We start from the raw sequence: 26,939 nt of genomic DNA, 5'->3' as shown, positions 1-26,939 counted from the left end.
GAAGCGGAAATATTTTCAACACCATTGATGTAGATTCTACTTGTCGTTCCATCATAAGTAGCAGCAACATGGATCCAACTACCTAATTCTCCACCATAATTATAAGTTGATCTTAGCCTGAAGGAAGTTCCGTTATTCCCTCTATTCAATCTGAATTCCAACTGACCATTATTGTCCAACCAAAACTCAAAACCATTGCCATTCTCTTTTTGGAGTATCGTTCCTTTGTGAAGAACATTGGGTTTGACCCAACCAGCTATTGTTAAAGTACTTGGAATTTCAAGAGATGAATTATGCGGGGCTATCCCGAACCTTCCCGAAAATCCATTCAGGTTAATGGCCTGATTGAGGATTCCTTCCGACCAATTGACTCCCGTGGTATTTTGAATGATGGCGTTGTTTCCATTTCCTGAATGGTCTACCATGGTATTTCCAGACCCTTCATCCATTTTCCAATGCCCGACCAAAACAGAAGCGTCACTGTCCTCAGCCAATGTTGTAAATGAGCGAATTTCTGACCAAGGAGATTGATCCTCTAAGTTATAAGCCCTTACCCTCCAATAATACGTGGTTTCAGGCAATAGATTAGTTGATTCAAAATTGACTTGGTTTGCTACATCATTATCTGCAAGTAGATTGTTGAAGCCAATGTCTGAGGCAACTTGAATGATATATCCTTCTGCAAATGAAGACACATTCCAAGAATATTCAACTGAAGTAGCTACCAAGGAATTATTGCCATCAGAAGGGAACAGAAGTTGAGGGGTTTCGGGTGAGGGGATCTCTAAATTGATCAAATTTAATATTTCCCCTGCTGACAAAGCCCTTCCATAAAGCCTCAAGTCATCCATGGCCCCATTGAAACGTTGAATAGTACCGAGTGCGCCTATTACTAGGTTACCTGAAGTGGTACCTATATTAAGTGGGCCGTAAGTTGCAGAAACATTTTCTACTCCGTTGACATAAATCCTGCTTGTGGTACCATCAAAGGTTGCGGCAAGATGTACCCATTTACCTAAATCTTGGGTGTAGTTATAACTTGATCTCAGCCTAAAGGTTGACCCACTATTTCCTCTGTTAAGTCTGAATTCCAATTGACCGTTGATGTCAAGCCAAAATTCAATGCCATTTCCACTTTCTTTTTGGAGAATGGTGCCTTTATGAAGGATGTTGGGTTTTACCCAGGTAGCTATTGTTACCGCATTTTGAAGTTCTAGAGATTGACTATGGGGGGCAATTCCAAATCTGCCTGACTGCCCTGTTAAATTTATAGCCTTATCTAATATACCTTGAGACCAATTGACTCCTGAGGTGTTTTGAATAATGGCATTGTTTCCATTTCCAGAATGGTCTATCATGCTATTTCCCGATCCTTCATCCATTTTCCAGTATCCAAGGAGGACTTCAGGCTGTACACTGTTTTCAACAATACTGAATCTAAATACCTCCGACCATTCAGAAAAACCTATTTCATTATAACTTCTTACCCTCCAATAGTAGGCTGTTTCTGAAATCAAATCTACCGGTCTAAAGAACAACTCATTTTCAGTATCTACCTCATGGACAAGATCTATAAACTCTGAATCAAAAGAAACCTGTACCTGATAGCCTTGGGCAAATTCTGATGAAGCCCATCTCAATTCAACATCAAATTCTTGTGAAAATTCGAAATCATTTGTAGGCGAAATTAATGTAGGGACTTCTGGAACAGATTCTTCACCGGTAACCAAAAGTGAGATTTCAGAAGCAGATAATGCCCTTGAATAAAGCATCAAATCATCCATGCCTCCATTGAATCTTTGGATGGTTCCCAAAGCCCCGATGACAAGATCCCCTGAGTTGGTTCCAATTGTAAAAGGTGAAAAAGAAGATGAAATATCCAAGATCCCATTTACATAGATCCTTTGGGTACTGCCATCAAAAGTGGCTGCAACATGAATCCATTTTCCAATATCCTGTGAATAATTATAATTGGAAAGCATCCTGTAGGAACTGCCGTTTGACTCCCTGTTGAGCCTGAATTCGATTTGCCCATTTGCATTAAGCCAAAGTTCAAAACCATTCCCTGCTGCTTTACTTACTATGGTATGCCTGCCGACCACATTTGGTTTTACCCAAACAGATATAGTCAAGGCATTGTTGATTTCCAATGTGGGATTGTGGGGAACAATTCCAAACCTGCCGGTAGATCCGATTAGGTTTACAGCCAATCCAAAAACCCCTTGTGACCAGGTAATTCCTGAAGTGTTTTGAATAAGAGCATTATTATTTTTACCTGAGCTATCTAAGAATTGATTACCACCACCCTCATCCATTTTCCAATGACCAACTCTTTCTATTTCAATATTTAATAATTTCTGTGTTATAAATGACCTTTGATTTGACCAATTGCTAAAGATTTCTCCACGATGGGATCTGACCCTCCAAAAATATTCAGTATCCTCTTCTAATGGACCGACAGAAATAGACCTTCTTATCAACAGAGAATCCAAAATCAGTTCTTGGGAGAAATCAGGAACTTTTGATAGTTGGATTTGGTATTTTTCGGCACCAAACACCTCATCCCAATTGAATGTTAAACTCAATGAACTGCTACCTAAATTGTCTTGCGGGGAAATAAGTCCTGGCGCAATTAGCGTCCCTTCCTCGGCGGTAGAGAATCTCCAAACAGGGGACCAATCAGTATTTTCATTTATGTTGCTTGCTATTACCCACCAATGATAGACTTGGTCTATATCCAAATCAGTAGCTTGAAAACTATTTTGAACAATGTTGGACTCATCGATGACCAAGTCATTCATCCCTGAATTTTTTGATACTTGAAGGCGGTAACTGACAGCATCCGGATGGTTCGTCCATTGAAAAACCGGAGAGGTACTTCCACCAAAGGAATCCAATTCCGGAGAAATCAATGCCGGGGCAAATCTATTGGAAGATACAAACACTGCTAAGATTTCTGTATTCCCCGATAGCACTATTTGGGGAGATTCCTCTTTGTATACAGCTCCGTTGACAAGCCAATGACTTAATGCAAAACCGGCTTTGGCATGTGCTTTTAGGGTGATTGGAACATCTTTGAAGTAGGTTCCTGACCATGGATAGGTGTTTGAACCAATTAATCCTAATGTTTTATCATTGATTTCAAGACTATTGACCTGAACATAGCCTGCTGCAACATCTGAAAGATTAATATTCACAGTTGCAACACCACCTAACCCAAAGTGATCAACCAAATGCTGCCTGACAAAACCTTCTCTGACATCGATGAAATCCTTAATTTTTTGAATATTATTAAGCCAAGAACTTAAAGAAGAAGGTCTATTCCATCTTCTTGTATGTTCTGGGATTTCGGGTGACATAATGCTTTGTATGCTGTCAACCACATGAATCATTCTTTCTTTTTTAAATCCGGAATTCAATTGGTCTGCCATTCTATTAATAAAAGTATTTTTGAAATCTTCGTTCTTTAATAGATTTCTAAACAAAGAAGTAGCCCAAGAATTCGGGCCACTAGTGGCCCATGCCATCATATTAAAATCATTGGAAATGATTCTTCCAAAGGACCTGTCCAAATCCTTAATCACCCATCTCCATCGCCCATCCTGACCCTTTGGAGCATTAGGATTGTAAGGAACCCTCGCCCTCCAGTACTCAATATTGTTTTGAGGCCAATCATTGTTGTTGACAAAAATTTCTGTCACGTAATAATCTATATAGTTTTCAATGTCCATTTTTCTGCCCATTTCTTCATAATTTTCCTCCAAGGCAAGGTCATTGTTTTCAAAGAAATTGACAAAATCAAGATAATTGGTATTGTCGCCCTCACTTGCTACATATCTATTTTCTAAGTAATCTATGTTATCAGGGTCAACTCCATAAATTCGCTCGAAATAATATTTGTCATACCTCTCTCTGAAATTGTGCAATCCCCAATACTCTCCGTTGATAAATACAACAGAGGTTCTGAAATGCTGGTAATCTAGGTTCATGTGCTTGGCAAGTGTTTGAGATAGGGCGTCCGACATCATCGTTCCACCCCAATCATTTCCAAAATTTCTCAAAATCATTCTTTGAAATCCTGTTCTTTCTGGGTTTTGGAAAATTGGATAATCCAAACTGTTTTTTCCAGGCTCACCTTTAGCATAAATTCTTAGTGATTTTTGTGGTAATCTTCTTGTATAATTACCATTGATTCGGATTGCAATATTTTGTTGAAAATCGAAACCTTGACCATACATTTCCATTGAGGCAGGTCTTTCCCAAAGATCACCTGATCCGTAGTAATTTCCTGTCCCGTCATTACCCTCAACATAATTGACACCTGGCACATAAAGGCCAATATTCTCATCGAATAAATTGTCAGGATTGGTGACAACAGACACTACCGGTAATGAATAAGAATGTCCCGGAAGCACAAAGTAAGTGGCTGTTTTGATAGGAGAGGAGGAACTGCCCGGTTTAAATGCCCTAGCCCTTATTACAGTAGCTTTTTTTATCGTTTCACTCGGAGCAGTCCAACCTCTTCCTCCTGAAATAAAGTTGGTAGGGATCAAAGAAATCACATTGGGCTCAGAGCTTCTATCTGAAATTGTCTGAATACCATTCCATATAGGAGATGATTCTGTTGGTTCTGAACCATCTAGTGTATATCTGATAAGAGCTTCAGGATCCGGATGTGTCAGGTTAAGATCAATATTGGACTGATAAAATCCAGGGGGTATGGAAAACTCAGGAGCAACCAAAGGGACTACAGGTCCAAAGCCGTCGCTTATATTTGAGGCTCCCGGAGTAGGTTGGGTAAACAATTCCAAATCTCCGGTTCCATCTGGAAACCTTCCTCTACTAATATCTGCCGTTGAAGATAATGGGCCAATCCTGTTGACCAATACCCCTTCAGGACTTGTAAGAAGAATAGGTTCTCCATTAGAACTGATGGCAAAGGTGGTATGCAGCGGTGCGCCGGGTACTCTTCTATTTTTACTTGAAGCCCATATCAGCATAAATTGACCAGGAGCAATGTCTATAGCAGGGAATACCCATTTAAAAGGAGCAGCATCCGAATCTGAAAGTCCAAAACCTTCTAAATTATAGGTCTCAGATCCATAATTATACAATTCAATCCAATCTGATAAATCACCATCTTCATCCAAAATAGTAGAACTATTGGAGGCCATGATTTCATTTACAGCAACCAAAATAGGTGCAGGCTCCTCTTCTGTTGTAAAGGAATTCACATCGGACAAAGGCCCTGCACCAATTCCATTGGAAGCCATGACCCTCCAAAAATAAATTGTTTGGTATTGCAATGCTTCTATTAAGGTATATCCTGTATTTTGAGAAATGATTTGGTCGACTATGGTATTGATAAAATCAATGTCAGTTGCAATTTCCAAACGATAAGTAGTTGCGTTTTCTACTGATGACCAACTCAATGAGGGTAAGACGGAAACATTATTAGCACCATTTATAGGACTTAGTAGAGTTGTAATGCCCGGGATTTCTGTTGGCCCTCCATCAATGGAAACAGCATCAAGGGTAAAGTTATCGAAGCGGTTGTTTCCTACTGTTCCACCTGCACCTTGGTCAAAGGCCACTTTAAGTTTGAAGTTAGGATTGTCATCCACGCCTTCAATATCCGAAAGGTCAAAAGTTACCAAAGCAGGATCCGCATCCAGGACAATCACTGTTTCCAAAGGGGTATAGTCAGATCCATTGGTGGTATAGCTCCAGTTCTGTATACCTGCACCCGAGCCGGATCTTCTGGTTGAAAATTTGATGGTTGGGTTTTCAAATCCTGTTGTGGGAAGAGAAAATACAAGTTCGCCGCCCATGGGGTTGTTGAACCTGAGATGTGTACCTGCAGGATCTCCATTTCTGGCGTTGAGATTGGCGACGTTAAAATTCTGTCCTGTACCCTCCAAGAAAGCGATCACGCTCGTGCCACCGGCAAGATGCGTGATGGATGCATCAGCCACCAATGACAGGGAAGGAGTAAGCAAACTCTCGAGTGTGGAATTGGAATTGAAATTCCAATAGTGAACAAGACTCAGTTCAGGTGAAGCAGCTGTTGTAAAAGTGGTTGATTGTGTGTTTGCAATAACATTATTACTCAAGTCTTCGACCGTTCCGCCGATCAAAGCAAGATAATATTGCTGGCTGAAAAGCAAATCAGAATCTGGGGTTATGGTGATTTCTCCATTTGAGAATGCTGCAGTAAACGGCACGCTCTCTCCCTCAGGTCCGTCAAGGCGGAATTCAACCAAAGTACCGGCATTAGTATTGTCGATTTCTCCATCGTTTACCAGACGGACTGATTCATCAAAGCTGATTTTAGGTTGGATCTTTGTATCAACCTCCATAGATCCGTTTAAAGGATCAAAGACAACTTGAGGAGGACTGAGGTCTCCACCCTCAATTGCAACAGCATCAAGGGTAAAGTTATCAAAGCGGTTGTTTCCTACTGTTCCACCTGCACCTTGGTCAAAGGCCACTTTAAGTTTGAAGTTAGGATTGTCATCCACGCCTTCAATATCCGAAAGGTCAAAAGTTACCAAAGCAGGATCCGCATCCAGGACAATCACTGTTTCCAAAGGGGTATAGTCAGATCCATTGGTGGTATAGCTCCAGTTCTGTATACCTGCACCCGAGCCGGATCTTCTGGTTGAAAATTTGATGGTTGGGTTTTCAAATCCTGTTGTGGGAAGAGAAAATACAAGTTCGCCGCCCATGGGGTTGTTGAACCTGAGATGTGTACCTGCAGGATCTCCATTTCTGGCGTTGAGATTGGCGACGTTAAAATTCTGTCCTGTACCCTCCAAGAAAGCGATCACGCTCGTGCCACCGGCAAGATGCGTGATGGATGCATCAGCCACCAATGACAGGGAAGGAGTAAGCAAACTCTCGAGTGTGGAATTGGAATTGAAATTCCAATAGTGGACAAGGGTTTTTGGAAGAGATACCGGTAGAATAACAATATCAAAAGTATCGGAGACAGTCCCTCCGTTTCCATCATTTGCGGTCACTATAACAGTTATGGTGCCGACATTTTCTGCCAGAGGTGTTCCGGAGAAAGTTCTTGTCAAAGGATCAAAGGTCAGCCAAGATGGTAAATCTTGCTCACCGGGAAGCTTTGCAGTGTAGGTTAAACCGTCCCCGTCAAGGTCTTCAAAAACATTTTCTCCAAAGGAAAAAGTCAAGAGCACATTTTCAGTTGCTTCCTGATCGGCTATGGGATTGATGACCGTGGGGAGATTGTTTGCAGCGGCAATAACAATATCGAAAGTATCGGAGACAGTCCCTCCGTTTCCATCATCTGCGGTCACTACAACAGTCAAGGTGCCGACATTTTCTGCCAGGGGTGTTCCGGAGAAAGTTCTTGTCAAAGGATCAAAGGTCAGCCAAGATGGTAAATCTTGCTCACCGGGAAGCTTTGCAGTGTAGGTTAAACCGTCCCCGTCAAGGTCTTCAAAAACATTTTCTCCAAAGGAAAAAGTCAAAAGCACATTTTCAGTTGCTTCCTGATCGGCTATGGGATTGATGACCGTGGGGAGATTGTTTGCAGCGGCAATGACAATATCGAAAGTATCGGAGACAGTCCCTCCGTTTCCATCATTTGCGGTCACTACAACAGTTAAGGTGCCGACATTTTCTGCCAGAGGTGTTCCGGAGAAAGTTCTTGTCAGAGGATCAAAGGTCAGCCAAGATGGTAAATCTTGCTCACCGGGAAGCATTGCAGTGTAGGTTAAACCGTCCCCGTCAGGGTCTTGAAAAGTGTTTTCTTCGAAGGTAAAGGATAGTATAGTCCCTACAAATTGTGATTGGTCGGGTATAGGATTGTTCAGTAAGGGGGCTAAGTTTGTCTGCCATGAATTATGATTTTTCAGGTAATTGGGGCCTGCTAAAAGCTCTCCTCCCCAAAGCGATGAAAATAATATAATTAAAAGAAATAAATATAATTTACCGATATTTTTTAAAAAAGTACCCATATTTTTTTTATTTAGTTTTCGTACTGTTTATTACAAAATCAAAATTCGTTATTTGAGTTGATAAAAAAAATATACAAACCAATTTTTTTTCAAATATACCCTATTTTATGTTTTTTAAACCAATAAAAATGTATTTTTTATTTATTTCAAGGTTTTGGTTTTTATTTTTATTGTGGTTGATGCTGTTTAAAATATCAAGAGTGGTCTTATAAGAATAGAATTTAATTTCATTAATAAAACTTATTATTTATTCGATTATTCATATTTATTTTTTCTTTCTTTTTAGATTGCCCCAATTAGCTATCCGATAAGTTTATAAATGCTAAAATTGAAATTAGTTTTTTTGAATCAGGGGATGTCAAAGGACATACACCTATCTGTAGGATAGTCTTTGCAATTTCAATGAAAAGTAATTTCTCGGTATTATTTACTGTTCAATTGCCCTTCATAACTCTAAATGGATGGCGAATCTTCAATTTATTGCCTATCGAGAGGGTTGATTATTTTTAGTAGGAGTTAAAAATTTAGGCTTTTCTACTTTTCTTTGTACATAACTTTGCCCTCACTTTCCATATTCAAAAAAAATAAGGTCTAGCTAACTCTTCAACCTAAAAGAGAATTTTATAGAAAGCAAATTGTTTAAGAATTAGGCTTTCTAAAAAAAATAATTGAAGGCTATTTTTATTTAACTTGATTATCCGCATTCTTGCCTCTATTTCTTTTAGACAAAACGGCCTCGACTTCCCTCCACCTCCTCTAGAAATAAAACTTACGGACACCGAGCTTATCTAGGTGAATTGAAACAAAATTTTGCTAGTGGCAGAATTGCGGATATACATATTATTTAATAAAAGAAGTAGATCCGCCTTCTTACTGGTATGTGATTTTTCACAGAATGGTCTTGGCAGGCTCGAAGACAGGGATTTTAAGATGTGAAAAGGGGAGGAAAAATGTACCTTTGCGGCATTTCTCTTCCACCTCAAGGCCAAAGTTATTCTTTCACCGGACTTGCCTAGGTGATGAAAAATGATATTTGACTAATGGTGTTAAAGCGGATAATTATATAATAAAATAGGTGTATCCGCTTTATTGCACGTAGTCAAACAATTAATGGCAGGACAAAGATTAGCGGACTCCTGTGATATCCTCTGTGTATGCGCATCCGCATCGGATAGAGTCCATTACAGCCCAACGTTCAATATTGTGGATACTCGTATTATATCAAACTCTCAATTCTTTATCACTCTTTTACTTTCAAATACACCAAAACCCTGAACTTTTATCACATAGATACCTTTGGGAAGTCCCGGAGGAACTTCAATCGTGATGTTTTCCATTAGATCGCTGACCTTGTTTTCAAATACCGAGATTCCTTTATTGTCAAAAATACTTATGGTAACTTCTCCTTCAATGGATCTCGAAAATTCCATGGTAATTCTGTCATTGAATGGATTAGGATAGGTCTTGATGGTGACAGGGGTAATTTTGGATTGAAGCAAGTCTTTTTCCTCCTCAATTTTGAAAGACCATACTTGGGATTGACTGGAAGGGCGCTTTCCATTGGCAGTAACCTTCCAATAATAAGTCTTCCCTTTCTCAAGGCTATCCACCCTGAATTTGTTTTCTAAAATTTGGGTGAAACTTATGGACTGGGTCTTGAAAGTGCTTTCTGAGGACACTTCTAATTGGTAGTTTTCGGCTTCTGCAACGGAATTCCAGGTGAACTCCACTGATGTAGTATCAATCAGTGCAGAATTACCAGGACTTACCAAGATCGGTGCATCAAGTGGAGGAAGTGGTAAGGTTATAAAATTCCAGACTGCAGAATAAGGGCTTGAACCTGCAATATTGATGGCCATTACCCTCCAGAAATATACTTCATTTGCTTCTAAATCTTCAATGGCAACTGTATTGTTGTTTATGGTATTGTTTTCAAATACAATAGATTGACTGAAATTAGAATATTTGGAAACTTGAACTTGATACCTTTCGGCTTGTTCTACTGCTTTCCATTCAAGGACAATATCTTCTATGTTCATAATTGCGCCTGATGTCGGGCTAAGCAATTGCGGTGTAATGGGAGCTCTCAATGGTTTTTCTGTACCGAATTCCCAGGTGGCAGCATAGCTACTGTTGCCTGCGGCATTGCTAGCCCTGACTCTCCAATAATAGGTCATGCCTTCTTCAAGATTTTCAAGATTAAAGGAGGTCTCTGTTAGTCCGCTTCTATCGATAAGGTTTTGCGAAAAATCTTTGGCTTTGGAAACCTGAAGCCTGTAGGAATCAGCCCCGGAGGTTTTTCCCCATACCAAGGTCAGGTTGACCGCCAAGTCTTTTTTGCCATTTATCGGACTTACCAATGCAGGAACATTTGGAAGACCAAGTGTTTCAAATGTCCAAACCTCAGAATAACTACTGCTGCCGCCTTCATTGAATGCATAGACCCTCCAATAATAGCTTACTCCTTTTTTTAAGTTGAGGACTTCTGTTGACTCAGTAGAAATATTTGACAAGTCAACATGCTTTACACCGAAGTTTTGGTCTTTGGAAATCTGCAAGCCGTAGCCCGCCGCAGTTTCGGATTTGGTCCAGGTAAAGAGTGTCTTTCCGGTCAGCCCCACACTTTCATTGGCAGGACCAAGTAATTGGGGCGGAGAAGGAGGATTGACTTTTTCTTTGGTAGAAAAAGACCAAACTGCTGACCATTTGCTTGACCCTGTAGCATTGGAAGCATACACCCTCCAATAGTATATCGTGCCGTCCTCCAATCCTGAAACAGTAAACTCATTATTTGTCAAGGCGCTGTTGTTTGTAACCAAGGAACTGAAGTCCTGATTTTTTGAAAGCTCAAGGGTATAACTTTCAGCATTTGTAATAGCTGTCCAAGTCAGTTTTAAATTGGTGGCCAAGCCGGTACTCTTGTCAGCCGGACTGGTCAATAAAGGTGGCGCAGGTACCACCACTTTTTCTGCGATTGAAAATTGTATTGAAAGTGATGTGCCTTTGATTCCCCCTCGGCTTGGTTCAGAATAGGGTATTGCTTCTATTATATAATCCCCTTCTGGCAATGTCATTCCATTATAATTTCCATTATTATCTCCAAATAGCGCATAGGGAGCAATATTCTCGGTTCTAGATTCATTGACGGGACCAGCTAAACTGATCCATACACTACCGACAGTCTCCGGATTGGTATTTACCCTGAAATTTAAATTTTGACCGAAGATTTCTTTAGAATCAAGTACCATCTCATTTGACATACCAATTATATCCATATTGGTATCCGCATTGACTAAGGTTATCCCTGCTATACCGATGGCAACGTTGTTGGTCACGGTAATTTCAGATGTCGCGGTAAAATTCCCATCCTGTGATGTGGCGGTGAGGATTGCTATACCGCTTTTGATTCCGGTTACCAAGCCGGTACTACTTATACTTGCAACATCGGGGTTGGAAGAGTTCCAATTGACAGTATTGTTACTTGCATTTGTTGGAGAAATTGAAACTGTAAGCTGTAAAGATTTAGAAATTTCTAAACTTGCCTTTTCAGGGCTGACTGTAATCCCTGTGACGGGAATAGATGTGGTATTTGTAGTAAAGGTCCATGCCTCCGAAAAATTACTGCTGCCTGCATCATTTGTTGCCCTGACCCTCCACGCAAATGAGGCACCTGATGCAAGGTTTTTTAATTCAATGCTTTGTCCCGGCAAGTTGTAAATATCATACACCATCGAAGTAAATCCAGGATCACGGGCAACCTGCAGACGATATGTTTTGGCATCAGCGACTTTACTCCATTCCAGAAGCACTGTATTTGAAAGATCAGTACTTCCGTTGACAGGACTTACAGGTTTTGGGATTTCCGGAACCGTTAGGGGTTGCAAAGTTTTAAAATTCCATACAGGAGACCAGGTACTTGTTCCCGAATTGTTTTTGGCCCTTACCCTCCAAAAATATTGGGTGTTATCTTCCAGATTTGGAACCAAGTACTCCAAGGAATTCAAATTATCAATATTGGCAACCAAAGTCCCAAAATCTTGGGTCTTGGAAACCTGAATTTGGTAACTTTGAGCATTTGGAGCATTTTTCCATTTGAGGGGAGTTGTTTTTACAAAGCCAACGGCATTGTTTAAGGGACTTTCTAATTGGGGAGTAGAAGGGGAAACCACAGCATCCGGTTCGGAAATATGCTTGACAAGGCTATTGATATAGACCTCAATATTGGTGTAAGTGTTGCTTAGCGTGTAGCCATTGTGGTCAGCCAAATTCGGATTCAATCCATTTTCAACTTCCCAATAATCCGGCATGCCATCCCTGTCTGTATCTTTAGGAGGGGCAGTTGATTTTAATACAGGCCATCCTCCCACATCATTTTGGGAGTCAATGATGCCAAGCAATCCTGTTTTTGATCCTTTAAAGGTTGTGGTGCCTGTCCTGACCTCTTCTATCAGACGTTGGTCCACTAAATCTCTCACCAAACTAGCACCGGCATGTCTCAATACTTCCTCATAAGCCTCATCCGCAGAAAGGTTTTTTGAATAGGTGCCGTTTGGAACAGGAAAAGGAACCAATTTTCCATTCTCATCCTTGTTTTTACATAATTCTAGGTATAGCTCGGTTTTTTCAGAATTTTCCAATCGTACGCCCAACCATTGGTTAGAAGCTATTTCTTGTTTTCCTAGCAATTTATTGCCTTCAAGGTAGAACTTACCATAATCAGAACCAGTTGGCCAAAGAAAAAATAGGGGTGTATTTCCTCCTCTTTTAAAAGAAGCTGGCCCTGGTTTATAAAAATTATGAAAAAGGTTAACAGTTGAAGAGGAACCATTATCAGTAGATCTTTGTCCCCAGTTATACATTACATTATTTCTTAAATCAATAATTCCTCTTTCACCCATTGAGGAAATTGATGGATTTCTGATGTGGAAATGTGTCCAAAGGTTTTGATAAAGTGAGAACCCATTTCCCGCTATAAGTGACCCATATCCGTGTAGGCCTTCAGAGTGATATGAATCATTAAGACCTTCTGAAATTATACTATTTTGTAAAGTAGTGTTCTTTACATTGTAAATGGAGCATGTTTCATCCGTTCCCCAAGAAAAAGAGCAGTGATCAATAATTAAATTATTAGAGTATTGGGCTTCAAAAGAATCCTCTTCTCTTTGACTTAAATCTCCCATTCTAATTCTTATAAACCTAATTATTATGTTGTCTTGGTAACGTATAATTAAAGGGTAGTTTGTAATTGTTATTCCATCACCAGGAGCTGTTTGTCCAGCTATTGTCAGATTCCCATCTCTTACATTTAAGATACTGTTTAATTTAATGTTGCCCGAAACCTCAAATACGACTGTCCGTGCCCCTTTGGCCTCTACTGCTTCTCTAAGGCTACCGGGACCGGAATCATTGAGGTTGGTAACAATAAATACTTTCCCACCCCTTCCTCCGCCTGTATATTTCCCGAATCCTTCGGCTCCGGGAAATGCCAAGACTGGATTGGATTGGCCACTGACCATGCTTGTAAATACAAAAAAGGAAATTAATAGCAGAGGAATAATCAATTTTAACCGGGTAATTACAGTAGGGCTCATAAGCTGTATTCAGATTTTGATTTGTGGACATAGATTTCCCACCAGACCATTTAAGTCTGTTTTTGCCAAATTCTCTGATTGCTGAGATGGGGTGATCAAGCTTTCAGAAAGGAATGAAAAGAATCAAACCTCATTCAAATATGTGGGATACAAATTTTTTCGCAAAACTTTGTTGTACAAACCAGTTTTTTCAGGTTTTTAATCAATTTTGTAAGTGTCAAATAAAAATTAAATTATCAGTTTTTAGATATTTATCTTATATCATAAAAAGTTTATTATTTCATTTTTCAAAAAATAGATGAGTATTCGCTTGGTTGAACTTTCTGAAAAATCCTCAATTTAAAGCTGAATTTCAAATTTTGGAGTATTTAGAAAATGCAATTGGCTCGTTAAAAGTCTTGAAAGTAAGTAAATAAGGGATTAAGAGAATAATTGCAATAAATTATTCGCAATAGATCCTTATTTGAAAGTTTACAGGATTGGTGCCTTGTTTGTCCAATTCGGGTATTATTGGGTCGGATAAAAATTTCTAGAAAAATGAATGGAGTATTATATATATATAACTAAATAAGTTAAAATTATTAAACGTGGATTAATCCGCTTCCTTAAAGAAATCATAAAAAAACAAAAAAATAGTGTATCAAAAATTATAAATGTGGTTTACTAGGCTATTTATATAAACTTCTAAATTAGTGTATTCTTTATCTAAATCGTAAAAGCGATCATTCCTTTTTTCTGGGTCTAAACCATTGTTTATTTCCCACTCATCTGGCATCCCATCTCTGTCGGTATCTTTTAGTGGATTGGTGGATTTCAAAATGGGCCAACCTCCAACATCAGTTTGACTGTCAATAATACCCAATAGGCCTGTTTTGGAACCTGAATAAGTTACTGTATTGGATTTAAACTCGTTGACTAATCTTGAGTCAACTTGATCTCTGAATAGACTTGCACCTACATGATCAAGGACATGATCCATCGAGTTTGATATATTTGGTGATTTGCTATATATATCTTCAGGAACACTAAAGTTTATTAAATTTCCCCCTGAATCAGTATTTTTACAACTTTCTAGGTATAAATCAGTGTTTTTAGAATTTTCAAGCCTAACTCCTTTCCATTGGTTTTTTTCAATTTCAGGTTTACCAATCAGTTTATTTCCACTCAAATAAAACTTCCCATAGTTTGGCCCTGTGGGCCATAAAAAGAAATCAGGAGTGTTTCCACCTCTTTTTAAAGTGGCAGGTCCTGGCTTGAAGATATTATTTATGACGTTTGCAGTTGTTGCATTACCATTGTCTATAGTTCTTTGACCCCAATTGTAAACTATATTATTTCTGATATCAATAATTCCATTTCGGATGCCTAGGGTAGTCAAAGATGGGTTTCTGATCATGAAGTGCGCTAAATAGTTCTGATAAAAAGATATTTTATCCCCTCCTAACAATGAACCAAATCCATGAGGGCCTTTTTTATGAACTGAATCGTTGAGTCCTTCCGCAATTATACAATTTTGTATACTGACATTTTCATAATCATAAACCGAAAATGTTTCGTCCGTTCCCCATGAAAACGAACAATGATCTATTATTAAATTTTCCCCATTTCTAGCGCCGAATGAATCACTTTCAACACCATTTAGATCACCTACTCTAAATCTTAAAAAGCGGATAATTATATTGCTTTTTCCAGTAATTTTAAAGGAGTAATTTTGGATTGTAATTCCCTCTCCGGGAGCTGTTTGTCCCGCAATAGTCAAGTCTCCATCTCCAACATTTAAGATACTCTGGAGTTTGATGTTTCCTGAAATTTCAAATACAATGGTTCTTGGACCCTTGGATTCAATTGCCCACCTTAAACTGCCAATACCATTGTCATTTAAATTAGTAACTATGTAAACAAGTCCACCCCTACCTCCTTTTGTGTACTTACCAAATCCTTCAGCACCGGGAAAAGCAAGAGTTTTTTCTTTAGGATAGGACGTGTACCAAATTTGATTAGCAGTAAAAAAAAATAGTATGGTAAGCGTTACTGATAATATTTTCATTTTAAATTATTAAAATATTAATTTAACGTATTTTTACACTAATTCTAACAGAATTAAAATTCATTTTCATTCTTATTTTAAGACTGTAAATATAGGTGATTTTGTCTCTTTTTCGTTCTTTTCTTCTACTGAAGCAGAAACGTCTGCATAAATACAAAATGGAATATTCCACTTAGTGCTTTTTTAACTAGCTCATCATTATTTTGAAATAATTTATTTGTTGGTGCATTTAGAACTTTTTTATAAGTAGAGAATAATTGTTTGTTTTAAACCTAATATTAAGTTTTTACAAATCCCAGGCAGTTAAATTTTTTGTAGAAGAAATCTAATTTTCATAATTTTTTTCTCTAGGGAATTGATCACATTTACTTCTTAATAAACTTAAATTTTTTAAATTCTGCATTCTCTATATTTAAAAACAATAAATATGTTCCTGCTGACATTTGTAAATTTGCAAGATCCAAGAATATAATTCCATTTTCAGTTTTGATAGTATTTAGCAGAATTTGTTTCCCCATCATATCGTAAATAGCAAGTTCAACTATTGGATCTTGTTTGTTGATTAGAATTACAAGATTATCCCTAACAGGATTGGGATAAATTTTTAATTCATTATTTATCTCCTCATTATTTGAGGAAGCTGTAATTTCTTGATTTTCTTTTGAATATTTTTTGTCCAATACATCCATTTTTCTGGCTTGCATATTTTGATTTGAATAAATTTCTAGAATTTCAAATCCTAACAAAGCTTTTCCATATAATCTAAGATCATCTAAACTTCCTTTGAACCTTTGTATTGTACCAAGTGCTGCAATTACAAGGTTCCCGGAAGTTGTACCTATACTAAATGGTGGGTAGGAAGCAGAAGCATCCTCGATGCCGTTTATAAATATTCTGCTTGTGGTTCCATCGAAGGTTGCTGCAACATGTATCCATTTGCCTAAGTCACTGGAATAATTGTAATTGGAAAATAGTCTATATGCAGTACCATTGTTTCCTCGGTTAAGTCTAAATTCAATTATACCGTTATTTCTTAGAGAAAGATCAAATCCGTTACCATCCGATTTGCTCATGATGGTGCTCCATCCAACCTCAGAAGGTTTTACCCATGCCGAGATTGTAATTGCTTGGTCAATTTCAAGTGAAGGATTATGAGGAACAATTGCAAACCTACCGCTAAGCCCGTTAAGATTAACAGCCTGTCCGATAATTCCCTCAGACCAGAATACAGCTGTAGTATTCTGAATAGTACCGTTGTTTCCATTTCCTGAATGGTCAATAAAGATATTGCCCGATCCTTCATCCATCTTCCAATGGCCAACAGTTTCATTAGGTTCGGTGTCCTCAGGCAATGTAGAAAAACTTCGAATTTCTGACCATTCTGAAACCGCTTCGATATTGAAAGACCTTACCCTCCAAAAGTAAATACTATTTGGGGTTAGTCCTGAAGCATTGAACAGTAGAACGTTTTCAAGATCTTCGTTTTGAACGAGGTTGATAAATGAATTATCATTGGAAACCTGTACTTGATAACCTAATGCAAATTCAGAAGGAAGCCAAGATAATTGTGCTTCAGGGGCGATTATTGAATCAAAATTATCTGTTGGTAGCAAGAGTTTAGGTATTTCTGGTAATAAACTCCCCCTATTAAATATGCTTAAGACTTCGTTAGAACTTAGAGTTCTTCCATATAATCTGAGATCATCTAAACTTCCTTTGAACCTTTGTATTGTGCCAAGTGCTGCAATTACCAAATTCCCGGTAGCTGTGCCTATACCAAACGGTGGGTAGGAAGCAGAAGTATCCTCGATGCCGTTTATAAATATTCTGCTTGTGGTTCCATCGAAGGTTGCCGCAACATGTATCCATTTGCCTAAGTCACTGGAATAATTGTAATTGGAAAATAGTCTATATGCAGTACCATTGTTTCCTCGGTTAAGTCTAAATTCAATTATACCGTTATTTCTTAGAGAAAGATCAAATCCGTTACCATCCGATTTGCTCATGATGGTGCTCCATCCAACCTCAGAAGGTTTTACCCATGCCGAGATTGTAATTGCTTGGTCAATTTCAAGTGAAGGATTATGAGGAACAATTGCAAACCTACCGCTAAGCCCGTTAAGATTAACAGCCTGTCCGATAATTCCCTCAGACCAGGATACAGCTGTAGTATTCTGAATAGTACCGTTGTTTCCATTTCCTGAATGGTCAATAAAGATATTTCCCGATCCTTCATCCATCTTCCAATGGCCTACAAAGTTTAAATCGGAATTATTTTCTAAAATGGAAACTGCTGATGTGGAAATAAAATTTCCGTCTTCGGATCGGGCAGTAACTATAACATCTCCTTTGGTCAAGCCCGATACCAATCCGATTGCACTAACGGTTGCCACATTTTCATTGGAACTACTCCAATTAATTGATTGATTGGTAGCATTGCTAGGAGAGAGGGTGGCAGTAAGTTGCAATGTACTTCCAACCTCAACCGAAGCGGATCTTGGATCTACTAAAATGCCCGTAACAGGAATGTTTGAAATGATGTCTTCCACTATTGAAAACTCTAAGGAAAGCTGTTTTCCCGCTTCACCTGTTCCATCCAAACCTGAATAAGGTGTTGCTGTAAGTGTATAATTTCCAATAGATAAATTTATTCCTTCATTGCTTAAAAGAGTGTAAGGAGAATCATTATCAATTCTTGAGAGATTTAAAGGGCCTGACAGGGAAATAAATACACTTCCAACTGAGGATGGATTGGTATTTGCTTTAATATTTAGGTCTAAGCCATTGACCTGATTGAGCTGGAATTGTGAGTTTTCCTCCAAAAGTGAAATTTCAAAGGTGTTGTCAGGGTTGATCAAAGTGAAATTTTCCACCCTCAATACTGTGTTTACGATTGGTATTTCAAATTCAAGATCCAAATCATATTTTATAAGAACACTTGCTTCAGGATTATCTTTCCCTCCCTGATATTCAATCCTAACAATATGACTTGAATCTGGCAGTATAATCGAATTACTAAGACCTCCTAATACAACCGAGAAATCTTCGGAATCAATACCATTAAATGTTATTTCCCTTATAATTATGCCTTGATTTCCTTTTGAAATATTTAACTCAAAACCTGAAGATGCACCATTAAGTAATTCAATTGAACTTGGTCCCGAAAGAACACTCTTTGAAATTTGTTTACCTATAGGATTGTTAAGTCCAAAATACTCCATATTTCTTTGCCTTCCACTACCTCTGGTTGGGGAACCACCTGTAACAAAAAGGCCATCTCCAGAAACTAAGCCTTGAGTTCCGTGCCTTCTGAATTTTAGGCTTGGACCTGTTGACCAGGATTCGCTAAATGGGTCAAAAATTTCAGTGATATCCAAAGCATCGGTATTACCGCTACCAGGAATTTCGCCACCTGCAACAAGTAATTTATTTTTAAAATTTGAAACAATCGCACCTGCACGTGGAGTAGGAATATCCATTGAGCTTGGAAGAGTACTCCATGTACCTGTCACAAAATCATAGACATCTACCTCCTTGATAACAGGACCAAATGTGCCCCCATCTCCTCCTGACAATCTTCCTGAGGCAACATAGATTTTATCCCCGATCATTGCCGCATGGAAATGATCCCTTGGTCTAGGCGCATCTCCTAAAACAGTCCATGTCCCCGTGGCAGGATCATATTCATCAAAATAGGGGACATACTGGCCACTATGTCCTAATTTATTTCCTGCAATGACATAGAATTTATCATTGTGAACCACAAGTCCTGCGGATCCTCTTCTTCTTTCTGCAGGTATTTCCGGTCCTTGAAAATATTGTTCGCTTACAGGGTCAAATATCCAAATATGGGAAGCAGGTGTCTCAACAGGGAAGTTATTATTTTCAAAAGCACCAATAACCCATATATATCCCTTGTATTCAGTGGCTTGGAAATGGTTAAAACTTACCGGAGCTACATTGCTAAGGGCAGTCCAGGAATCTTCTTTATAGTCATATACATCTATAGTTCTTGAATTTTCCCTACCTCCCATCATATAAAATTTTTCACCAGCCTGAACAAATGAGTTTTCATGCCTCTCAGTATAATTCTGGTTTTCATTCAATACATTCCAGTTTTCGAACGGAAGGATTGTCCATTTAAAAGTGCTAAATTCCTTATTGGGTATGGGGCTGTTTGAATCACTTACCCATAATGTTACATTGTAAGGAGAACTGGAAAGAGCACTTTGACTTACTGTCCCATATAACCTGCCATTCACAGGTTCTATGTCAATTCCGGGAGGTAAATTTGTTGCACTGTAATGAAGCGTACCAACCCCTCCTGTCGCGGTAAAAAGTAAATTGCCCTCCAATTCCTCATTTACCGTACTGACCTGATCTTGGATAGGATTTGGAATTACTATGGGTTCAGAAAGGGTGGTCCCAAGGATTTCAATAGCAATAACAATCGGGTTTCCAATTTTTTTAATAAAGTCTAAGTTTAATTCACCATCTGTAACATTGATTTCAAATTGTTCCATTGCAGCTACACCTCTGCCGAATCTTTGAGTTAAGTCAAGATTAGGTAAAACGATACTTTCTTCTATTTTAATATCAAAAACTCTTTCATTGGCATTTAAAGGGCTAAATTCACCTTCTCCAAGATAAATATTGACAATATACACACCGGATTCAAGAGGAATGTCGAACCGCATATTACCTTGGTTGATATTTTCCCTTTGTGTTTCGAAAACTGAATTGAAAGTACTCTCGGTAATGTATTCAGGTATAGACGGATGCTTGTTGCTAAAATTAAAACTGCTGCCGACAGCGGTACCGCTATTTACAGAATAACCACTACCTGAATAACTTCCGCCTTGCTCATTTATCTCCCAGTTTGGGGCATTGTTTTCTCCTAATACCTCCAAGCCGCCTGCATTTATCCTGTAGATAATTTGGTTGGCACGAACTACTTCGATATAAAAGCTTTGCTCCACAAAATAACCAAAAGAATCAGTTGCCCTAATAGTAATTGATCCAGAATAAGGAATATCAGGGAAAGATAAAGTAAGTAGGCTACCAAGGATTTCCACCCCAGTCAAATTAAGAATGGTCGAACTCCAAGAAAAACTAAGGTTTTCTATACCAAAATTATCTTCAAAGAAATCCGATAAATCAAATTCTTTTGGCGGAGAAGAAACCTGTTTTGTAATGTTTGGAATTTGGTTTGTAATATACGGCTGCTCCCCAGTCACTTTGAAAAAATCAAAAGTGGAAAGAAATTCTTTTTCCTGATCCCCTGATGAGCCAAATACCCCAATAGCTAACGGTTTTCTAATATCTTGAACTGCTTCCAATACTTTACCCGACAGAGTTTTAGTTCCAAGGCTAATGGTTGATCTTTGTCCGATTTTTACGATAGGCTCGACAGTTCCTAAAGAAGGGTTTACACGAAAAACAAGTTCTACCAATTCTGAATTTGTAGGTCGGTCTTCAATAGCCAATGGAACAGTCAATGGATTTGAATCAGGAATATCCTCTATTTCTAAAGAAGCAATTAGGTCTGTTTTAGAAAACACTAGTTTGAGAAAATTACTTTGTGTACCGTCACCCATTTGTATACCCAATTCTCCATTGTGGTCAATATCAAAAAACATTTGAGGACCTGAAAATCCAATTAAACCACCCGATATCTCAAAATCACCTGTTTCAATTCCTACGTTTACCCCAAACTGAAATCCTTTTTCTTGGTTATTGGCCAAGCCATTTGCAGTACCGCCTGTCATGGCTATCTGAATTGCTCCCGCTGCTCCACCATATATGTCATCAGGAAGAGATCCCAATTCTGACTTGTCCAGCCAGTTAAGCCAATTGGGATTTGGTGCCCCATTGTTCATCAAGCCTGTTAACCCTAAACCCCTAAAACCAAACGGTCTTCCAAATTCATCTGTTTTATCAGAGAAAAGCTCATTCTTTAGGGGGATATTGGACGGAAAACCCAATTGAAATGGATCTTCTTCATCAAGTAATCCATCACCATCATCATCTAAATCATTCAAATCAGAGATGAAATCACCATCAAAATCATTGGGTCTTGACGCTCCTGAGCAATAATCTGTTCCATTATCTATTTCATCTTGATTTGTAAATCCATCATTATCATAATCGGCATTTGGATCGAAAAATTGATCATCTGGAGAAGGACAAAATTGGTTATTGGATGGAGTTAGTATACTAATCCTATTATCAAATGTAGCTACCCAAATAGTTCCAGGGAAAATATCATTATCCCCTTGGCAGGTAATTCCAAGTGCATTTCCCCCATTTAAATTCCATTTGTCTTCCTCTAGGGATAATAAAGAACCATCAGGATTTAACCGTACTAGGTGCAAAAAACCTTCGTTTCTACCGGCAATGAGAGACCCTTTCAATGCCCCATTGAAGTTGGATGCCCTATATTCATCCAGCCCATTGGAATTTTTTTTCCAAATAGTGACAAATTCAGGTTGGGGACCATTAGGATTGGTCAAGGAGGGGTCTCTATAATCTGCTTCATTTGGATTAGAAAGACTCAACGGTACAGGAGGCCAGTTTACTGGTAATGAATTTTGTGCATAAAGGTCAAATCCGGGACTACCAGGTGCAACCGGTTCCAAAATTTGAGTCCTAAAAAATTCATTGGGAGTATAAAGCGGAGTCAAATTAATCCAGCCCCCATCATCTCCAATCGAATTTGTATATAACCCTGCGCCTCCTGGATTGTAAGGAAAAGGTGAATTTTTCTGGTAAGGTGTCCCAGGATTAGCCCGGATAGGTGTTGGATGGCCGCCATAAAAACTTCCAAATTGGTAGGTGTTTATATCCTGTGTTATAAGTAACAGGTGGTCTTGATTCCGGACCCATTCACCGCTGGCGGATTTATTTGAACTGTTTCCTCCGGGTTCCCCAATGGGGTAATTATTAGTAACAGTGTTTGGGTTACCCTCATTTTCAGGCAATCCCCCCCAATTGGTATTTGGTCCATTATCTGTGATAAAAACTTTACCATTCTCGGTAACAACAAAATCATATGCATTTCTATAACCCGCTGAAAAAATTTGAACAGGTCCATTTTCAACGATCATAGCCATATTCAAACCATCATTACCACCAAAAGGATCTCCAACATCGATTCCATCATAGCCCGGATCGTTTGGGTCGTAAATCCCATTGATATTTGGTCTTGAAGGGTCATCTAAGGTTGGGATATCATACTTATATTTTCTTCCTGAAATGGGATCGATTTTAATAGGCATGGACTCTACGACCTCCAAATCAATACTCAACAATGCAGCAGATAAGGCATATTCTGTGATCCATGCAAAATTGGCACTAGGTGCGCCCGCATTTGTGAATCCTCCGCTGGCTACCAAAAGGTAGGGTTTTCCATTTATTACCTTATATTCAACAGCATTGGTCGAATGATTCTCTTCAGATCTTGGCAGACCTCTTACCAAATCTACCACGTCCCAATTGGATCCCGTCCAAGTTAGTTTTGTTATTATTCCCGAGTTGGTGTCTAATACTTTATCCCCTGTGGGTCCACCCCATTTCGGGTCACTTGATCCAACATAAATTATTGGATTGGAAGCAGTACCCACTACCTCTAAACCTGTAACCTGACGTTGCTTTCTAGAGGAAGAAGCTCTATCCCATGCCAAAGTGCCAATATCGTCGTAATTGGGGATGTTTTTGATATCAAAAATAATTTCATGATTTATAACCCTGTAGTTGTTGTTCCCTGTATTTTCTATAGTATAAACCTGTATTTCCCCTTTTCTACGTGACAGGTATAACCTATTATCTGGTCCAAATTTAAGCGAAGTCCCCTCTGAAGGAGGAGTAAATCCGTTAAAATTCAGAGTTGAGAGATCAAATTGAACACTTTGACCAAAAGCTTGGGATTGACTACTTAGTAAGATAATAAGTAAGATCAACTTCTGAAAAGAGCCGAAGAGTTTAAATTTCGTTTTCATGAGTTTATAATTAATAAATGAAAAATAACCTGCCTTAATGACTTTGAGATAAATAATTAGAAGTGGAATATTTTCGTTTCAAAATATCAAATTGTCCTTTTAACTTTTTTTGTTTTTGTGATTTCAAAGAAATGGTTGAAAGAACAAATCTAATCCATTGATGCTTTAAATTAAGCGTAACTACTGCTTGAGACAAATATAAAAGTAAGAATTTTTAAATGCAAAAAAATGAATATTAAATCTGCTTTTTCGTTTTTTAAACGAAAAAGCTTTTGCTCAATAATTAAAAAACACATTGCCCCTAAACCCCTTTCAATATCTTTTAGACGATACATTTATGTTGGCAAACAAATCAAATATTTTCATTTTGTCCTTTCCTACTGTACATTTGCAGAATATTATAAAGGCGATTTTCTAAAACATTTTCAAATTGGAAAACTTTGGATACTCTATTCGCTTTTTTGTAAAACGATTATTATAGATTTATTTAATAAATTATATTCTCTTTTGATTATGTCAAAAATTTTCTTTACCCAGGAATCAAATATAGAATTAATGGTCCAAGGGGGAAAACCTATGGGGGGAGCGGTGGTTGCCACTCAAGTTTGGATGGAATCCTTAAATGAATTGGGCAATGAGGTGATGCTTTTCAGGAATATTGAGGACAATAGACAAATATTGGAAAAATACAAATGGGTAAACTCTGTTAAGGTTTACAATTCTAAGAAGGGATTTCCTATACTTAGATGGCCCTTTTATCGACTTCCTAAGTTTTTCGTCGCAATAAAAAAATCAAGACCTGATTTTGTTCTTGAATCCATACCGACGTGGACGTCATATTTTTATTGCCTGATATGTCATTTTTTGGGAACAAAGCATATTTTGAGATTGGCTAATGACAATATGTTGGACGAAAGGATTAAATGGACACACAGCACTTTTGAAAGGTTTTTCATCGCAAGAGCATTTAAGAAAACTGATTTCATTTTAACCCAAAACCAATTTCAATTCAATAATGTAAAAGCTAAATATCCTTCAAAAAAAGTGATTAAAATTTCTAATCCTTTTCGTATAAGCAAACAGGAATTAAATTTTAAAACTTTAAATAAGGGATATATTTCGTGGGTCGCTAATTTTAGATACCAAAAAAACCTACAACTTCTTTATAGAATTGCAGTTCAATTACCAAATGAGCAGTTTAAAATAGCCGGGCAACCCTTGATTCCGATGGATCAAGAATCCACCGAGTATTTAGAAAAGTTGAAATCTCTTTCAAATGTACATTTAGTTGGCAGTATTTCCCGAGACATGATACTTGACTTTTTAAAGGATTCAAAATTTTTATTGAACACTTCAAGGTACGAAGGGTTTTCAAATACTTTTCTAGAGGCAATGCAATCTGGTACCCCGATATTGACTACTCCTAATGTGAATCCTGACAGTATCATTTCTGATTACCAAATTGGGATGATTTATGAAGACGAAGCTAATTTAAGATTAATTCTAGAAAATATGACAGAGGAAATTTACTTGAATATGTCAAAAAACTGTATTGATTACATAGAAAACAACCATGATCATTTGGTTTTGGGAAAAAAATTATTGGATTTCCTTCATGATACACAATAATTTCTTTCTTCCATTTAGTAATCTTTTTGTATCATTTTAAGAGTATTTTCAAAAAAATCATAGGCATTTTCTAAATATTTATGATTTTTTTTGACTTCTAGATACCTTTACATGATAAATTATAACTCATTAGTAGATGTTTTGAAAAAAAGTTAGCCGATATACTAATTATTGCTTCAATTTCCTTAAGGGACAAAATCCTGAAATGTCGATAAAATTTATTTATAGAAAAGTCTCACTTTTTAGAAGGCTCTATTTTAAAAATCCCTGTGATATTATATGCTCTTTGATAGCTAGCACCGAACTCTCCCAATTATATTGGCTTTCTACCTTTTGATAGGCAATTTCCCCCATTTCTTTTGCCAAACTTGGTTGGTCTAATAATATATTGAGTTTTTCAGCCATCAAATGGTTGTCTTTAAAATTTACTAAAAAACCTGTTTTACCTTCTTCAACAAGATCAGGAAGAGCCCCAATTTTAAGTGCAACTATTGGTAGCTTGTAAGCCATTGCTTCAAGATACACAATGCCGAAAGGTTCCCTCTTAGAGGGCATGCAAAATATAGAAGCTGATTCATAATGCTTTTTCACTTCTTGAATTGGGAGTCTTCCCCAAATAGTGACGTTAGGAAAATTGAGGTTTGGATTACATCCAACAATGTCTAATTTGGCATCAGGATGTTTTTGAATTAGAATTTTGAAAGCTTCAAACAGTTCAGGCCCACCTTTTCTTTCCCAATCTACCCCTACAAATAAAATTTTTTTATTTTGATACCTGCTCAGAGGATAAATGACATTTTCTTTTGTGATGTTAGCACCTGCAAATACACACCTAACTAAGGATGGTTCAATTTGATATTGGATAAGAAGAGAGTTTTTAACATGGTTACTCATAGTGAAAATCCCTTGAGATTTTTTATAAAATTCATTTTCCTTTTTTTGCCACGAATTGACGTTTAGATTCTTTTTTAAAAATCCAGGATATTCAAGGTTGACTAAATGGGTATGATCTGTGTAAATGTAGTGGGGTGAATTACTGATTTTACCATCAAAATTGGATTGAGTTTGAAATGTGAAAATATAATCCTTGTTTTTGGCAGCCTTTTTTATCAACCTGTTAGAAAGGTTCCAAAAGTAAGGGCTTTTCATAAGGTTACCTTTTATGCTTTTCGGATTAAGATTTTTTGAAATTAATAAAGTATTCAATGACAAAATTATCTTGTCTTTTAAAGACATTTTTTTCAAAAGTATTTTTAGGTCAATAGTTTCTATCTCGTACTCCTTAAAAATTGAATGAAAAGAATTCAAAACAGCATTATTGATGTGGGAGAAAGATCCCAAATGGGCAAACAAAATTTTTCTTTTTTCCATTAATTAAAGAGTGTAAATTTTAGACGTAAATATATGAAATTTCATAGATATCAATGTTAGAAATAACTTTAATTTGCCTGAGGATTAATAAAACTACACCTTTCATGATTAAAACTAGTAATAAAGCATTATAGGTTTGCTTTAAATTTATAATTTCAGGTAAAAACCTGTATTTTTCTGTTCTTTTGATCGAGATTTTTACCTTAATTGATGTTTGTATTTAAAAATGTTTTAAAAGATAATATGTGTATCCGTATAAGTGCACGTAACAAAATTTGACAATTAGTGTCAATGATTTGGTGTTGTATTTAGGTAGGCG

Annotated in this window: 6 protein-coding genes; 1 reads left to right on the top strand and 5 read right to left on the bottom strand. The window is 37.6% G+C overall.

The features are described 5' to 3' along the window. From MMU07_RS20105 to MMU07_RS20090, 4 genes are all read right to left on the bottom strand, one after another. On the bottom strand, window positions 1-7,985 hold a 7,985-nt coding region (locus MMU07_RS20105), incomplete at its 3' end, for a LamG-like jellyroll fold domain-containing protein (protein WP_241128402.1). 1,229 nt (window positions 7,986-9,214) lie between these two features. Then, window positions 9,215-13,576, bottom strand: a complete 4,362-nt coding sequence (locus MMU07_RS20100; protein WP_241128401.1) for a fibronectin type III domain-containing protein — start codon at window positions 13,574-13,576, stop codon at window positions 9,215-9,217. Window positions 13,577-14,216: 640 nt separating this feature from the next. Further along, the gene (locus MMU07_RS20095; protein WP_241128400.1) at window positions 14,217-15,623 is read right to left on the bottom strand and encodes a pectate lyase family protein; all 1,407 of its coding nucleotides are present in this window, start codon (window positions 15,621-15,623) and stop codon (window positions 14,217-14,219) included. Window positions 15,624-15,988: 365 nt separating this feature from the next. After that, on the bottom strand, window positions 15,989-23,620 hold the full coding sequence (locus MMU07_RS20090; protein WP_241128399.1) for a LamG-like jellyroll fold domain-containing protein: 7,632 nt from the start codon (window positions 23,618-23,620) through the stop codon (window positions 15,989-15,991). A gap of 228 nt (window positions 23,621-23,848) precedes the next feature. Here MMU07_RS20090 and MMU07_RS20085 point away from each other — a divergent pair, with 228 nt between their 5' ends. Next, on the top strand, window positions 23,849-25,249 hold the full coding sequence (locus MMU07_RS20085) for a glycosyltransferase family 4 protein (RefSeq protein WP_241128398.1): 1,401 nt from the start codon (window positions 23,849-23,851) through the stop codon (window positions 25,247-25,249). A gap of 252 nt (window positions 25,250-25,501) precedes the next feature. Here the strand turns inward: MMU07_RS20085 and MMU07_RS20080 are convergent, their stop codons facing one another. Continuing rightward, a complete protein-coding gene (locus MMU07_RS20080; protein WP_241128397.1) occupies window positions 25,502-26,620 on the bottom strand; it encodes a glycosyltransferase family 4 protein in 1,119 nt (372 codons plus the stop codon). Between the last annotated feature and the right edge of the window lie 319 nt (window positions 26,621-26,939).

It is taken from the genome of Cognataquiflexum nitidum, from assembly GCF_022538055.1.
Taxonomy (GTDB): Bacteria; Bacteroidota; Bacteroidia; order Cytophagales; family Cyclobacteriaceae; genus Cognataquiflexum; species Cognataquiflexum nitidum.
Note: the sequence above shows the minus strand (reverse complement) of the source record. Positions and strands in the feature narration are given on the sequence as shown.

Coding starts and splice junctions, on each gene's coding strand:
- MMU07_RS20080 (WP_241128397.1), bottom strand. CDS start 26,620: ATGGAAAAAAGAAAAATTTTGTTTGCCCATTTGGGATCTTTCTCCCAC.
- MMU07_RS20095 (WP_241128400.1), bottom strand. CDS start 15,623: ATGAAAATATTATCAGTAACGCTTACCATACTATTTTTTTTTACTGCT.
- MMU07_RS20085 (WP_241128398.1), top strand. CDS start 23,849: ATGAATATTAAATCTGCTTTTTCGTTTTTTAAACGAAAAAGCTTTTGC.
- MMU07_RS20100 (WP_241128401.1), bottom strand. CDS start 13,576: ATGAGCCCTACTGTAATTACCCGGTTAAAATTGATTATTCCTCTGCTA.
- MMU07_RS20090 (WP_241128399.1), bottom strand. CDS start 23,620: ATGAAAACGAAATTTAAACTCTTCGGCTCTTTTCAGAAGTTGATCTTA.